The sequence below is a fragment of the Mesorhizobium sp. WSM4810 genome, assembly GCF_055811235.1.
The window spans coordinates 242,026-255,622 of sequence record NZ_JBVVQV010000002.1 but is presented as its reverse complement, the minus strand read 5'-3'; the positions used below and the strand labels follow the sequence as shown (position 1 = coordinate 255,622).

Here is a 13,597-nt window from a genome sequence, read left to right as displayed (position 1 = left end):
ACCGTCCTCAGTGCAGGTTCGGTTGGGCGCCGACGCCCTTTTCATCGATCATCGCGCCCCGCCGGAACCGGTCGAGGCGGAAGCGCGCCGCCTCCTTGTGCAGTTCGTCGCGGGCCAGAAGATGGGCAAAGACAAGGCCGGAGCCGGGCGTCGCCTTGAAGCCGCCATAGCACCAGCCGGCATTGAGATAGAGCCCGTCCACCGGCGTCTTGTCGATGATCGGCGAGCCGTCCATCGACATGTCCATGATGCCGCCCCATTGGCGCAACAGGCGCACGCGACCGATCATCGGCATCAGCGCCATGCCGCCCTCGCAGACGTCTTCCATCACAGGCATGTTGCCGCGCTGGGCATAGGAATTGTAGCCGTCTATATCGCCGCCGAAGACCAGCCCGCCCTTGTCCGACTGGCTGACATAGAAATGGCCGGCGCCGAAGGTCATGACATTGGGGATCAGCGGCTTGATCGCCTCGGAAACGAAGGCCTGCAGCACATGGCTCTCGATCGGCAGCCGCAGGCCAGCCAACGCCGCGACGCGCGACGAACTGCCGGCGACGGCCATGCCGACCTTGCCGGCGCCGATTGCGCCGCGCGATGTCTCGACGCCGGTCACCTTGCCGTTGGCGTCGCGCCCAAAGCCGGTCACCTCGCAGTTCTGGATGATGTCGACGCCGAGCGCGCTCGCCGCATGGGCGTAGCCCCAGACCACGGCGTCGTGGCGTGCCGTGCCGCCGCGCCGCTGCAGCAGGCCGCCTTGCACGGGAAAGCGGGCATTGTCGAAGTTCAGGAACGGCATCATCTTCTTGACCGCGGCAAGGTCGAGCAGTTCGGCATCGATGCCGTTGATGCGCATCGTGTTGCCGCGCCGCGCATAGGCGTCGCGCTGCGCATCGGAATGGTAAAGGTTGATGACGCCGCGCTGGCTGACCATCGTGTTGTAGTTGAGGTCCTGCTCCATCCGCTCCCAGAGCTTCATCGACAGCTCGTAGAAGCCGGTATTGCCGGGCAGCCCGTAATTGGAGCGGATGATGGTGGTGTTGCGGCCGGCATTGCCGGAGCCGATCCAGCCCTTTTCGAGCACGGCGACATTCCTGATGCCGTATTCGCTGGCGAGGAACCATGCCGTCGCCAGGCCGTGGCCGCCGCCGCCGATGATCACCACGTCGTAGCGGTCCTTCGGGCTGGCGTCGCGCCAGGTGCGCTGCCAATTCTTGTGACCGGAAAATGCCGCACGGGCGAGGGAGAAGATCGAGTATTTCATGACTCTATTCCGAGGTCGCTCGCGCCGCGCAGGACCATTCTTGACGCATCGGAATCGTCCGAAAACCGCTTCACACTTTTCGGTCCGATGCTCTAGATATCCAGCGTGTGGTCGCGCTCCCACTGGGTGAAGTGGGAAGCATAGGAATTCCATTCCTGATGCTTCAGCTTTAGATAAGCCGACGAGAATTCCTCACCCAGCGCCGCCTTGAGCGATTTGTCGTTGTCGAACTCGCGCAATGCATCGAGCAGGTTGAGCGGCAGCTTCGGCGCGCCCTCCACCGTATGCCCGAACTGGTACATGTCGATGTCGTAGCGCTTGCCGGGATCGGCCTTCGAGCGGATGCCGTCGAGGCCGGCGGCGATGATGACCGCCTGCAGCAGATAAGGGTTTGCCGCGCCGTCGGGCAGGCGCAGCTCGAAGCGTCCGGGGCCGGGCACGCGCACCATATGGGTGCGGTTGTTGCCGGTCCAGGTCACCGAGTTCGGCGCCCAGGTGGCGCCCGAAATGGTGCGCGGCGCATTGATGCGCTTGTAGGAATTGACGGTCGGGTTGGTGATCGCGGCAAGCGCCGAGGCATGCTTCATGATGCCGCCGAGAAAATTCCTGCCCTTCGCCGACAGGCCGAGCTCCATGGCGTTGTCGGCAAAGACATTGGTCTTGCCGTCCTTGTCCCACACCGAGATATGGGCGTGGCAGCCATTGCCGGTCAGGCCCGGGAATGGTTTTGGCATGAAGGTGGCGCGCAGGCCGTGCTTTTCCGCAACGGACCTCACCATGAACTTGAAGAAGGAATGCTTGTCGGCGGTCGCCAGCGCATCGTCGAAGGCCCAGTTCATCTCGAACTGGCCGTTGGCGTCCTCATGGTCGTTCTGGTAGGCGCCCCAGCCGAGCGCCAGCATGTGGTCGCAGATCTCGGCGATGACATCATAGCGCCGCATCACCGCCTGCTGGTCGTAGCAGGGCTTTGACGCCGTGTCGTATTCGTCGGAAATCGTGTTGCCGTCCGGCGAGATCAGGAAGAATTCGGCCTCGACGCCGGTCTTGACATGCATGCCGTCGCCCGCCGCCTCGTCAATCAGCCGCTTCAGCGTGTTGCGCGGCGCCTGGGCGACCGTTTTTTCGTCCATCATGCAATTGGCGGCAATCCAGGCGACTTCCGGCTTCCACGGCAGCTGGATGACCGAATCCGGATCCGGCACGGCCAGCATGTCTGGATGCGCCGGCGTCAGGTCGAGCCAGGTGGCAAAGCCGGCAAAGCCGGCGCCGTCCTTCTGCATGTCGGCGATGGCCTGCGCCGGCACCAGCTTGGCGCGCTGTCCACCGAACAGGTCGGTGTAGGAAATCATGAAATATTTGACGCCGTTCCCTTTGGCGAAGGCGGCGAGATCGTTCCCCATTATAGTTCCTCGCTTATTGGTATTTGGTAGTTTGGTATCAGAAGCCGTTCTTCCCCGGTATCCAGTTGGTGCCGGCCAGCGGCACGCCGGCCATGGCGGCGGCTTCGATCGTCAGCGCGACGAGATCCTCGGGCTCGAGATTGTGCAGGCTGTTCTTGCCGCAGGCGCGGGCGATCGTCTGCGCCTCCAGCGTCATCACCTTGAGATAATTGGCCAGCCGTCGCCCGGCCGCTATCGGATCGAGCCGTTTCATCAGCTCGGGGTCCTGCGTGGTGATGCCGGCCGGATCGCGGCCCTCGTGCCAGTCGTCATAGGCGCCGGCGGTGGTGCCGAGCTCGTTGTACTCCGCCTCCCAGCGCGGATCGTTGTCGCCGAGCGCGACAAGTGCGGCGGTGCCGATCGACACCGCGTCGACGCCGAGCGCCAGCGCCTTGGCGACATCGGCGCCGTTGCGGATGCCGCCGGAGATGATCAGCTGCACCTTGCGATGCATGCCGAGATCCTGCAGTGCCTGCACCGCCGGCCGGATGCAGGCAAGCGTCGGCTGGCCGACATTCTCGATGAACACTTCCTGGGTTGCGGCGGTGCCGCCCTGCATGCCGTCGATCACGACGACATCGGCGCCTGATTTCACCGCAAGGGCTGTATCGTAATAGGGCCGCGCGCCGCCGACCTTGACGTAGATCGGCTTTTCCCAGTCGGTGATTTCACGCAGTTCCAGGATCTTGATTTCGAGATCGTCGGGCCCGGTCCAGTCGGGATGGCGTGAGGCTGAGCGCTGGTCGATACCCTTGGGCAGCGTGCGCATTTCGGCGACACGGTCGGAGATCTTCTGGCCAAGCAGCATGCCGCCGCCACCGGGCTTGGCACCCTGGCCGACGACGATCTCGATCGCATCCGCCCGGCGCAAGTCGCGCGGGTTCATGCCGTAGCGCGACGGCAGGTACTGGTAGACCAGCGTCTTGGAATGGCCGCGCTCTTCCTCGGTCATGCCGCCGTCGCCGGTCGTCGTCGAGGTGCCGGACAGCGTCGCGCCGCGGCCGAGCGCTTCCTTGGCCGGGCCGGACAGCGAGCCAAAACTCATGCCGGCAATGGTGATCGGGATTTTCAGCTCGATCGGCTTTTTCGCATGGCGCGAGCCCAGCACGACACTGGTGTCGCAGCGCTCGCGATAGCCTTCAAGCGGATAGCGCGAGATCGAGGCGCCGAGCACAAGCAGGTCGTCGAAATGCGGCAGCCTGCGCTTGGCGCCGGCGCCGCGGATATCATAGATGCCGGTCGCAGCGGCGCGACGGATCTCGGAAAGCGTGTAGTCGTCGAAGGTCGCGGATTTGCGCGGCGTCGTCGGCGGGTTGCGATAGGTCATTGAGCCTCAATACGCCTCGGCGTTGTCAATGTTGAAATTGTAGAGGGTGCGCGCCGAGCCGTAACGCGTGAACTCCGCCGCCTTGACGCCGGTCACCCCGGCGCGGTCGAGCAGGTCCTGCAGCAATGCCAGATGCTCGGGCCGCATCTCCTTGGCGATGCAGTCGGCGCCGAGGCTGCCGACCTTGCCGCGCACGAACAGCCGCGCCTCGTAGATGGAATCGCCGAGCGCATCGCCGGCATCGCCCAGCACCACCAGATTGCCGGACTGCGCCATGAAGGCCGACATATGGCCGATATTGCCGTGGACGACGATGTCGATGCCCTTCATCGAGATGCCGCAGCGCGACGACGCGTTGCCCTCGATGACCAGCAGCCCGCCCCTGCCGGTGGCGCCGGCATATTGGCTGGCGTCGCCTTTGACCGTTATCGAGCCCGACATCATGTTTTCGCCGACGCCGGGTCCGGCCGAGCCATGCACCGTGATGGCGCTGCCGTCGTTCATGCCGCCGCAATAATAGCCGACGCTGCCGCGGACATCGACGGTAACCGGCTGGTCGACGCCGACCGCCACCGAATGGCTGCCTTTCGGATTGAGCACTTCCAAGGCGGTCTGGTTCGAACCGGGAGGCAAATCGTGAAGCGCCTGGTTGAGCTCGCGCAGCGGAATCTCGGCCAGGTCGAACACCCCTGATGCATGGCTCTGGTCGAGTGCCTTGGAGACGTTGATTGCCGGCATGAACTCAATGCTCCCAGAAATAGACGGTTGCAGGCTCGGGTTCCCAGACCCTCGCATTGTCGATGCCGGGCAGTTTGGTCAGCGCACGATACTCCGAGCCGAAGGCGACGTATTGGTCGGTCTCGGCCATGACGGCAGGCTTGCAGGCGATCGGATCGCGCACCACGCCGAAGCCGTTCTTGGTGCCGACGACGAAGGTGAAGAAGCCGTCGAGGTCGCTCAGCGTGCCTTCCAGCGCCTCGCCGAGATTCTTGCCATGCGCCATCTGCGAGGAGAGGTAGGCGGCCGCGACTTCGGTGTCGTTCTCGGTCTCGAATTTCATGCCTTCGCGGATCAGCTCGCGGCGGACATTGTTGTGATTGGAAAGCGAGCCATTATGCACCAGGCATTGGTCGGCGCCGGTCGAGAACGGATGCGCCCCCATCGTCGTCACCGCCGATTCCGTCGCCATGCGAGTATGGCCGATGCCGTGCGTGCCGGTCATGCTGCGCACGTCGAAGCGATCGACCACCGTTTCGGGCAAGCCGACTTCCTTGTAGATTTCGACGACCTCGCCGGCGCCCATGATGCGGATGTCGGGGCGCAGCGCCTGGATCGCCTCGCGCATTTCGTCGATCTTGGCAGGCGCGGTCCTGACCACTGCATGCGTCGATTTCACTGCGATGCTTACCGGCGCTCCGATCGCCTTGGCGAGTTCGGCGTCAAGGTTGCGGAAATCCTGCTCCGGTTTTGCCGACTGCATGGTGATCTTGGCCTCGTTGCCGGATGGCGTGCCATAGATGGCGATGCCGGCACTGTCGGGACCGCGATCGCTGAGCGAGATCAGCATCTCCGAAAGCATCGAGCCGAGCTGGGGCTCGAGCGACTTGTCCTTCAAAAACAATCCGACGATTCCGCACATGTCAGGCTCCCGCGGTAAGCTATGATTTCGGTGCTACCAGCTTCATAAATAGAATTCAACTCATATGAAAGTTTTTTTCATGCTGGACAAGTCGTCCGGCGCAAATGACGCGCCAGACGACCTTATTCCGGTCTAATGGCGATCGATCGCCTTTCTGGTCTCCTCGCCGCTGCGATCCACCGCCACATCGGCCTCGATCTCAGCGTTCTCCTGGCGCGTCTGGAGGACGTGCCACCCGATCCAGAAGGCGAGGCCGACGATCACCATCACCACTTCAGAACCCTGGAAAGGGTAGATCGCGCCGACGTCCTTGAGGTCCACGGCCCAGCTTTCCATTCCATTGGTCGACATTGCGGTTCTCCCTGTCGTTTGACTACCTGTCGGTTGACTATTTGATCATGGCCTTTTCGGCGGTTCCCAGTTCGCGGACCGACCCCTCGAACGCATGGTTGAGGGCAAAGTCGACGCCCTCGAGTTCGACCTTCTTCGGTACACGCAGGAGGTTCATGCTGTTGAGGATCTTGCAGACGACGAAGGTGGGGACGAAGCCGAGCACGAACATCAGCACCGCACCAGCGAAATTGCCGAGCGGGTTGATGTGCGCGAAGCCCTCATAGGGCGAGGACGGCTGTCCCCACAGCATGAAGCCCGCCACCACGACCCCGAGAAAGCCGCCATAACCGTGCACCGCAACGGCGCCGACCGCATCATCGATCTTGAAGCGGCGCTCGACGAAATAGTGCAGCTTGTAGCAGATGCTCGGGACGATCGCGCCGATCAGCATCGCCTGGATCGGGTGATAGAGGTCGTTGCCGGCAGACGCCGAGATGATGCCGCAAAGCCCCATAGAGAACGTCCAGAAAGGGTCGCCTTTCGAGACGATGTAGCCGGCCAGCATACCGCCCGACAGCGACATCAAGAAGTTGAAGGTGACCGCCGAGAGCGTGGTCGGCGCGAGATAGATATTGGTCGCCGTCCAGGTCTCGCCGGTGATCTGGCCGGCAATCGTGGCCGGGCTGATCAGCGGAATGTTGCACGCGGCATAGAAGCCCCAGAAGCCGGTGAAGATCAGGAACAGGCCGATCGTGACCAGCCAGACATTATGGGGCGGGATGTCGCGGGCCGTGCCGTCGGGCCTGAATTTGCCGATGCGCGGCCCAAGCACGATGAGAAAGGCGAGCGCCGCTCCGCCGGCGATTGCGTGCACGACGCCCGATGCATAGGCGTCGTGATAGCCCCACAATTTCACCATCCAGCCTTGCGGATGCCAGCCCCAGGACGCGTCGAGGATCCACAGGACCGAGCCGATCAGCACCGCGACGATCCAGAACGCGCCAGAGCGCGCGCGCTCTATGATCGAGCCCGAGATGATCGACGCCGTCGTGATGGAAAACAGCAGAAAGGCGCCCCAGAACACGCCGTTGAGGCGATGCCACAGCGCCGCGTCGGTAGGGGTGACCCCCGTCTCGCCCGGATTGACACCGGAGAGATGGGTGCCCATCAGCGGATTCCATGGTTCGGCAAATGGCGCCGTGACAAGTCCGCCGGCGATGCCCGGCCCGTTGGGGAAGCCGAAATAGATCCACCAGCCAAAAAAATAGAAGGTGATCGTGACGAGCGGAATCGCCATCGCGTTTTTCATCAGCGTTTTCAGATGATTGCGCCGACGCGACACGCCGACCTCGTACATGCAGAACCCGACATGGATCAGGAACATCATGACGATGGTCACCCAGTAATAGAACTCCGTGAAAATGGTCGTTAGAGCGTTGAGATTCCCTTCCATTGCATGTTCCCTCCGTTCAGTTGCGTTCCTTGCCTCTCAGTAAAACTTTTTGCATCTTAGTATTGCGCGCTTTTGGAGTTTTGAGTCAATATGGCCCGGACCGTCGCATGGCCTCAGTGCCCTTGAGCGGCGAACGCCGGCAATCTTGTGAGGAGAAGCAAGTCCATGACCGCATCCTGGAGATTTTCGACCTTGGCGGATCGCCATCGTACGCTCGGTTCGAAGCTCGAAGACTGGAGCGGGATGGGCACTGCCTGGACCTACGACAAGGACGCCGACGAGGAGTACATCGCCATCCGCACCAAGGCCGGGCTGATGGACGTGTCGGGCCTCAAGAAGGTCCACATCACCGGGCCGCATGCCTCGCACCTGATCGACCTCGCCACGACGCGCGACGTCGAGAAAATATATCCCGGCAAGTCGGCTTATGCCTGCATGCTCAACGAGGCCGGCAAGTTCACCGACGACTGCATTCTCTACCGCACCGGTCCGAATGCCTGGATGGTCGTGCATGGTTCGGGCACCGGCCATGAGGAATTGCAGCGCGCCGCCATGGGCCGCGATGTCTCGCTGCGCTTTGACGACAATCTGCACGACCTTTCGCTGCAGGGACCGATATCAGTCGACTACCTGGCCAAGCATGTGCCTGGCATACGCGACCTCGCCTATTTCCATCACATGCAGACCCGGCTGTTCGGTCTTCCGGTGATGATCTCACGCACCGGCTACACCGGCGAACGCGGCTACGAGATCTTCTGCCGTGGCCAGGATGCCGGCACGATCTGGGACACCATCCTCGACGAGGGCAAGAGCGCCGGCATCATCCCGTGCCGGTTCACCACGCTCGATATGCTGCGCGTCGAGAGCTACCTCCTGTTCTACCCCTACGACAATTCGCAGAAATATCCGTTCGAGAACGAAGGCCCCGGCGACACGCTGTGGGAACTCGGCCTCGATTTTACCGTCAGCCCCGGCAAGACAGGGTTTCGCGGCGCCGAGGAGCACTACCGCCTCAAGGGCAAGGAACGCTTCAAGATCTTCGGCGTGCTGCTCGAAGGCAAGGAGCCGGCCGACGAGGGCGCACCGGTCTATCGCGACGGCAAAAGGGTCGGCGTGGTGACCTGCGCCATGTATTCGCCGCTGGTCCAGAAATCGATGGGCATTGCCCGGCTCGATGTCGATTGTGCCGTCCAGGGCACCAGGCTCGAGATCCGCAACCAGAGCGGCGCCATCAGCGCAACGGCCGAGCCGCTTCCATTCGACGATCCGAAGAAGACCAAGCGCACGGCAAAAGGCTAAGGCATACTGGGAGGATGGCAGCGAAAAGCATCATCAGCCGGCCGGTCTACGGAACCCTGTCGCCGCAGCCCGGCAAGCACCATCTTTTCGTGGCCGATGCAGACGGCGCGCTGGCGATAACGGACTTGGCCCCCAAGGCGCCCGACGGTTTTTTTGCCGATGCCCATATTATTTTCATCCCCGGCAATGAGGGCCAGCATGTCGCCGCGCTCGAAGCGCTGAAGCCGGCGCAGTTCTACCAAGGACCTTCCTTCGCCAGCGCCCTGCCGCGGCTGAAGCAGACGCTGGCCAACGCGCATATGGGCCTGCGCCTCTATCTCGCCGGCACCGAGGGGCTGATCGGCCAGGCGATGCAGGCGGCGCTCGAAGCCGGCATCGACCACACCTCGATCCAGACCGAGCATCGCGGCTCGCTGGCGCGCCGCGTTCAATGCGTCCATTGCAAGGGCATCACCGAAAACGTGACGACGCAGCCAGCGACCTGTTCGCATTGTGGCCTGCTTCTTCTGGTACGCGATCACTATTCCAGGCGCCTCGCCGCATTCCAGGGCGTCTGCATCAATGCGGAAGACCGCAGCGAAATTCCTCCGGCGGAGGAGATCTTTCGATGAGCACCGGCACCACCAAGCTTGACGTCGTCGTGAGCGATGTCGTCCCGGTCAACGAACTTGTCACGCGCTTCCATTTCCGCCGGCGCGACGGGCAGCTTTTGCCGACATTCTCCGGCGGCGCCCATGTTGTGGTGGAGATGCGCGACGGCGAGCGGACCAGGCTCAATCCCTATTCGCTGATGGGCTCGCCGCTTGACACGCGCGAGTACACCATCTCGGTGCGCCGCGACGATGCTGGCCGCGGTGGCTCGCTGTTCATGCACAGGCATGTCAGGCCCGGCATGGAGATGGTGATCAGCTACCCCGTCAATCTGTTCTCGCTCGACCTGCGCGCCAGGAAGCACCTGATGCTGGCCGGCGGCATCGGCATCACGCCTTTCATGGCGCAGACCGCGCAGCTGGCAGCGGAAGGCGGCAATTTCGAGCTGCATTACACCTGCCGCACCGCCTCGCTCGGCACCTATGCCGATGTGCTTAGAGAACGCTACGACCGCCGCGTCAGGCTCTATCACGACGACCGCGACGAGCGGATCGAGCTCGACCGGCTGCTGTCGTCGCAGCCGCTTGGCACGCATCTCTACGTCTGCGGCCCGTCGGGCATGATCGGCTGGGTGCGTGACCGCGCCGCTGCCTTGGGCTGGCCGACGGAGACCGTGCATTTCGAGCATTTCGCCGCTCCGCAGCCCGGCGCGCCGTTCGACGTGACGCTGGCCCTGAGCGGCAAGTCGATCCGTGTCGGCGAGCAGCAGAGCCTGCTCGAAGCGATCGAGGCCGCCGGCGTCGATCCGCCCTATCTCTGCCGCGGCGGCGTCTGCGGCCAGTGCGAGACCAATGTCATCGCGCATGACGGCAACTTCATCCACATCGACCACTGGCTGAGCGACGAAGAGCACCGTTGCGGCAAGAAGATCATGCCTTGCGTCTCGCGCTTCGAGGGCAGGTCGCTGGTTCTGGAAAGATAGGAGGCGAGCTTGGGCATCACCTTTCGTAACGAAACGTTCCGTAACGATTTCACCTTCAGGAACAGCCCGGAGCACATCAGGCGGTTCCCGTTCCCGTTCCACGAGGACAGCTACATGTATGCGGTCAACATCGAGCCGCACGTCGTCGGACCGAAGGGCAGCGCGCTCGAAAACCTGATCGACGTCGACGAGCACTATGTCGCCGAGATGCAGGACCGCGCGCTGGTGCTGGCGGAAGACCCGCTGCGCTGCCAGTCACTGCCGCACATGACGCTGGCCGGCTGGGACCTGCTCGAACTTCTGATGGAACAGCAGGCGCTGGGCTATCCCGAGCATTTCACGCTGACGCGCGACGGCGACAAATGGCGCTGGATCAACCGGCCGCTCGGCATCGACGACAGCTTCACCTTCGGCGATGTCTCGACGCTGCCCTACGGGCCGATGGAATACATCACGCGGCAAAGCCAGGGCGATTTCTGCATCCTCGACCAGCGCGACGGCAATCTGTGGATGGATGCCGGCATGGTCACCACCCAGGCCGACTGGTCGCTGGATTTCGACATCGGCATGAACTTCTTCGAATGGCACGCGCCGGTGCCGCTGGCGCATGAGAAGGGGATTTTCACCCGGGCGCTAAAATTCCTCACCAACATCCAGCAGGGCAAGCCGGCGCGGCGGCTGAACTGGACGATGACCATCAATCCGCGCCTCGACACCAGTCCGGAAAATTACCACAAATGGGGTCCGGACCGGGCGACGGTGACGCCCGAAAACGTCGGCGACAAGGTCCATCTGCGTGTCGAATTGCAGAGCTTCTGGCGGCTGCCGCGCTCGAACGGCATCGTCTTCCCGATCCGCTGTTATCTCATCAAAATGGACGAGCTGGTGACCCAGCCGAAATGGGCGCGGCGCCTGCACCGCGTCATCCGCGACCTTCCCGAAGAGCTCGCCAATTACAAAGGCCTGACACGCTACCGCGCGACGCTGGTCGAATGGCTGTCGAAGCTGGACGACGGCAGCCCGACATCGCCCGGCTTCGGGCCGGATTAAGGAGGCTTGCACCGGCGCTTCCGATCACCTGAGAAGATTTTTGACCCCGCACCGATGATTTCAGACCGCCTGCGCTGTCCTTATCAATGGGCGTGCCTGGATGGTCCAGCTGCCCGGATAGCAAGGTGGGTCCATGAGATTGTTACAAGGTCAGAATGTCGTCGTCGTTGGAGGAAGCCGTGGTGTCGGCCGCTCGATCGTAGAAGCCGCCCTCAGCGAGGGGGCGACGGTCCTCGCAGTCGCCCGCAGCGAACAGACCCTGGCGGAATTTGCCCGGGAGACTTCGGGCGTGAAGACGTTCGCGGTCGATGCAACTGTGGACATCGCTCCCGATCAGGTCTTCGCCGCGCTGGAACCGGACGTCCTGGTGATATGCGCAGGTGCTCTTGCCCCCTCCGCGCCCCTACATGAACAGAACTGGGAGGCGTTCTCCGCAAACTGGGAAACGGACGTCAAGGCGTCGTTTCTGTTTTGCAAGGCCGCGCTTCGGCGTCCGCTCAAACCGGGCGCCCGGGTTGTTCTGATCTCCAGCGGCGCGGCTCTGACCGGGGGGCCACCGAATTCCGGCGGCTATGCCGGGGCAAAACGCATGCAGATGTTCCTGGCCGGTCATAGCCAGAAGGAATCGGATCGGCGCGGCCTCGACCTGCGCTTCATGGCGCTTGCGCCTATGCGCATCATGCCAGGGACCGGCGTGGGCGACGCCGGCATCGAGAGCATTTCGGCCTATAGGGGCGTCCGGCCCATGGAGTTCATCGCGGGCATCCTCGACATGCAGACGCCGGCCGACGTCGGACGGGCGGTGGTGGCACTCGCCACCCAACAATCGCAAGGATGTTCCTTCGCAGTGAGCGCGAGCGGACTTGCGCCGGCCGCCTGAGACGCGCGTAATGCAAACTCAAAATTGCCGGATCCGCATGACAGACTCGCAGGCACCTCTCAAGCCGGTACGTGAGCCGGGCCAGCCGATCCTCGATCGGCTGGCCTTCGAACAGTTCACGGCTGCCCATCGCCGGGAGCTCAAGCTCCATTGCTATCGCATGATGGGCTCGCTGCACGAGGCGGACGACCTTGTCCAGGACACGCTTCTGCGCGCCTGGCGCGCAAGATCGGAGTTCGATGGGCGGGGTTCGGTTCGCGGTTGGCTCTACACGATCGCGACCAACTCTTGCCTCAACGCGCTCAAGGCCAGGTCGAGGGCGAATCGCATTCTCCAGCAGCCCGAACGGCCGGCTTCCCACGGGATGGCCACAGGCGGCCCTGCAGCCGAGGTCACCTGGTTGGAGCCTTACCCGGACGCAGAGCTACCGGGCCGCGCTGATGGTGAGCCGGGTCCGGAAGCGCGCTACGAGACCCGCGAAGCCGTCCAACTCGCTTTCGTCGCCGCGATCCAGGATCTGCCGCCCAGGCAGCGCGCCGCTCTACTGCTTTCCGACGTGCTGGGCTGGTCGGCTGTCGAAACGGCGGGATTGCTGGGCGGGTCGACGGTTTCGATCAACAGCGCATTGCAGCGGGCCCGCATAACCCTTGCGGCGCGATATCCCCAAGGACGTCCCATCCATCGATCGAAGCCCAACCCCGACGAAGGCCTGCTGCTCGAACGTTACATGCGAGCCTGGGAGGCCGCCAATCTCGACAGCCTGATCGAACTCCTGCGGGAGGACGCCACCTATCGCATGCCGCCCTGGCAGGAATGGTATCGTGGACGCGCGGCGATCCGCAGTTTCCTCGAGACCATCTGGGGCAATTTTTCGGGCTTCCGCACCGTAGCCATTGGAGCCAATGCCCAGCCGGCAGTCGGGGTCTATTCCCGCAGCCAGAATGACCCTGCCTGGCGAGCCCATTCGCTGCATGTGATCGAGCCCGCCGAGGGCGGTATCGCGGCTCTGACGATCTATGTGCCACCGCTCGGCCCCAGTTTGTTTGCGGCCTTCGGCCTGCCGCCATCCTAAAGCGCGTCGCATTTGACCGGCCCCATGCGACGCGCTTTAGGTTGTTGTTTCATGCATGTCGATATCGCAAAACCGCTGCACACTTTTGCGCGACATGCATTAGAGCAATTCCAGGAAAAGCGTGAAACGGTTTTCCCGGAAAAGCGCATAGCGCTTTCCCTAGGGAATTGCGCATAAACAAAGAGATAGAGCGGTTCGGCGTTTCCGTGAAACGATGAACCGCTCTAGTCTGGACCTGTAACATTCCATCCGGCCGCTTCGCGGCCACGGG

At 63.0% G+C, this 13,597-nt stretch carries 13 protein-coding genes; 6 read left to right on the top strand and 7 right to left on the bottom strand.

What is annotated here, in order from left to right; genetic code table 11:
* Positions 1-7: 7 nt before the first annotated feature.
* The 7 genes from AC0L3O_RS04000 to AC0L3O_RS03970 all read right to left on the bottom strand — a co-directional run bounded on the left by AC0L3O_RS04000 (position 8) and on the right by AC0L3O_RS03970 (position 7,452).
* The gene (locus AC0L3O_RS04000; protein ID WP_128167768.1) at positions 8-1,261 is read right to left on the bottom strand and encodes a sarcosine oxidase subunit beta family protein; all 1,254 of its coding nucleotides are present in this window, start codon (positions 1,259-1,261) and stop codon (positions 8-10) included.
* A gap of 92 nt (positions 1,262-1,353) precedes the next feature.
* Positions 1,354-2,661 (bottom strand): type III glutamate--ammonia ligase, encoded by a 1,308-nt coding sequence (gene glnT, locus AC0L3O_RS03995; protein ID WP_128167767.1) that lies wholly within the window; start codon positions 2,659-2,661, stop codon positions 1,354-1,356.
* Between the two features lie 37 nt (positions 2,662-2,698).
* Entirely contained in the window at positions 2,699-4,027 is a 1,329-nt protein-coding gene (locus AC0L3O_RS03990) for an FMN-binding glutamate synthase family protein (RefSeq protein WP_128171957.1), read from the bottom strand.
* 6 nt (positions 4,028-4,033) lie between these two features.
* Positions 4,034-4,765: a GltB/FmdC/FwdC-like GXGXG domain-containing protein gene (locus tag AC0L3O_RS03985; RefSeq protein ID WP_287226137.1), complete on the bottom strand. Its 732-nt coding sequence runs from the start codon at positions 4,763-4,765 to the stop codon at positions 4,034-4,036.
* A gap of 4 nt (positions 4,766-4,769) precedes the next feature.
* Entirely contained in the window at positions 4,770-5,666 is an 897-nt protein-coding gene (locus AC0L3O_RS03980) for a class II glutamine amidotransferase (RefSeq protein ID WP_287226135.1), read from the bottom strand.
* A 132-nt stretch (positions 5,667-5,798) separates the two neighbouring features.
* Positions 5,799-6,017, bottom strand: a complete 219-nt coding sequence (locus AC0L3O_RS03975) for a hypothetical protein (protein WP_473533938.1) — start codon at positions 6,015-6,017, stop codon at positions 5,799-5,801.
* 37 nt (positions 6,018-6,054) lie between these two features.
* The gene (locus tag AC0L3O_RS03970) at positions 6,055-7,452 is read right to left on the bottom strand and encodes an ammonium transporter (RefSeq protein ID WP_287226131.1); all 1,398 of its coding nucleotides are present in this window, start codon (positions 7,450-7,452) and stop codon (positions 6,055-6,057) included.
* A gap of 165 nt (positions 7,453-7,617) precedes the next feature.
* On the opposite strand from AC0L3O_RS03970, the gene AC0L3O_RS03965 reads away from it, so the two are divergent.
* From AC0L3O_RS03965 to AC0L3O_RS03940, 6 genes are all read left to right on the top strand, one after another.
* On the top strand, positions 7,618-8,751 hold the full coding sequence (locus AC0L3O_RS03965) for an aminomethyl transferase family protein (protein WP_287226129.1): 1,134 nt from the start codon (positions 7,618-7,620) through the stop codon (positions 8,749-8,751).
* A 14-nt stretch (positions 8,752-8,765) separates the two neighbouring features.
* A complete protein-coding gene (locus AC0L3O_RS03960; RefSeq protein WP_287226126.1) occupies positions 8,766-9,362 on the top strand; it encodes a dimethylamine monooxygenase subunit DmmA family protein in 597 nt (198 codons plus the stop codon).
* Entirely contained in the window at positions 9,359-10,324 is a 966-nt protein-coding gene (locus tag AC0L3O_RS03955) for a PDR/VanB family oxidoreductase (protein WP_473614858.1), read from the top strand. The genes AC0L3O_RS03960 and AC0L3O_RS03955 overlap by 4 nt, the downstream gene beginning before the upstream one ends.
* Positions 10,325-10,333: 9 nt before the next feature.
* Positions 10,334-11,374 carry a heme-dependent oxidative N-demethylase family protein gene (locus AC0L3O_RS03950; protein WP_287226122.1) on the top strand — a complete coding sequence of 347 codons (1,041 nt, stop codon included), beginning with the start codon at positions 10,334-10,336 and terminating at the stop codon, positions 11,372-11,374.
* 133 nt (positions 11,375-11,507) lie between these two features.
* Positions 11,508-12,254, top strand: coding sequence for an SDR family oxidoreductase (locus AC0L3O_RS03945; protein ID WP_128167759.1), 747 nt, complete (start codon positions 11,508-11,510; stop codon positions 12,252-12,254).
* Positions 12,255-12,291: 37 nt separating this feature from the next.
* Complete coding sequence (locus AC0L3O_RS03940) at positions 12,292-13,326, top strand: RNA polymerase subunit sigma-70 (RefSeq protein ID WP_287226120.1); 1,035 nt, start codon at positions 12,292-12,294, stop codon at positions 13,324-13,326.
* Positions 13,327-13,597 lie beyond the last annotated feature (271 nt).

Excerpts from the sequence above, each read along its gene's own strand:
- AC0L3O_RS03955 (WP_473614858.1), top strand. The coding sequence starts at position 9,359 with ATGAGCACCGGCACCACCAAGCTTGACGTCGTCGTGAGCGATGTCGTC.
- AC0L3O_RS03975 (WP_473533938.1), bottom strand. The coding sequence starts at position 6,017 with ATGTCGACCAATGGAATGGAAAGCTGGGCCGTGGACCTCAAGGACGTC.
- glnT (WP_128167767.1), bottom strand. The coding sequence starts at position 2,661 with ATGGGGAACGATCTCGCCGCCTTCGCCAAAGGGAACGGCGTCAAATAT.
- AC0L3O_RS03990 (WP_128171957.1), bottom strand. The coding sequence starts at position 4,027 with ATGACCTATCGCAACCCGCCGACGACGCCGCGCAAATCCGCGACCTTC.
- AC0L3O_RS03960 (WP_287226126.1), top strand. The coding sequence starts at position 8,766 with ATGGCAGCGAAAAGCATCATCAGCCGGCCGGTCTACGGAACCCTGTCG.
- AC0L3O_RS03970 (WP_287226131.1), bottom strand. The coding sequence starts at position 7,452 with ATGGAAGGGAATCTCAACGCTCTAACGACCATTTTCACGGAGTTCTAT.
- AC0L3O_RS04000 (WP_128167768.1), bottom strand. The coding sequence starts at position 1,261 with ATGAAATACTCGATCTTCTCCCTCGCCCGTGCGGCATTTTCCGGTCAC.
- AC0L3O_RS03980 (WP_287226135.1), bottom strand. The coding sequence starts at position 5,666 with ATGTGCGGAATCGTCGGATTGTTTTTGAAGGACAAGTCGCTCGAGCCC.
- AC0L3O_RS03985 (WP_287226137.1), bottom strand. The coding sequence starts at position 4,765 with ATGCCGGCAATCAACGTCTCCAAGGCACTCGACCAGAGCCATGCATCA.
- AC0L3O_RS03965 (WP_287226129.1), top strand. The coding sequence starts at position 7,618 with ATGACCGCATCCTGGAGATTTTCGACCTTGGCGGATCGCCATCGTACG.
- AC0L3O_RS03940 (WP_287226120.1), top strand. The coding sequence starts at position 12,292 with ATGACAGACTCGCAGGCACCTCTCAAGCCGGTACGTGAGCCGGGCCAG.
- AC0L3O_RS03945 (WP_128167759.1), top strand. The coding sequence starts at position 11,508 with ATGAGATTGTTACAAGGTCAGAATGTCGTCGTCGTTGGAGGAAGCCGT.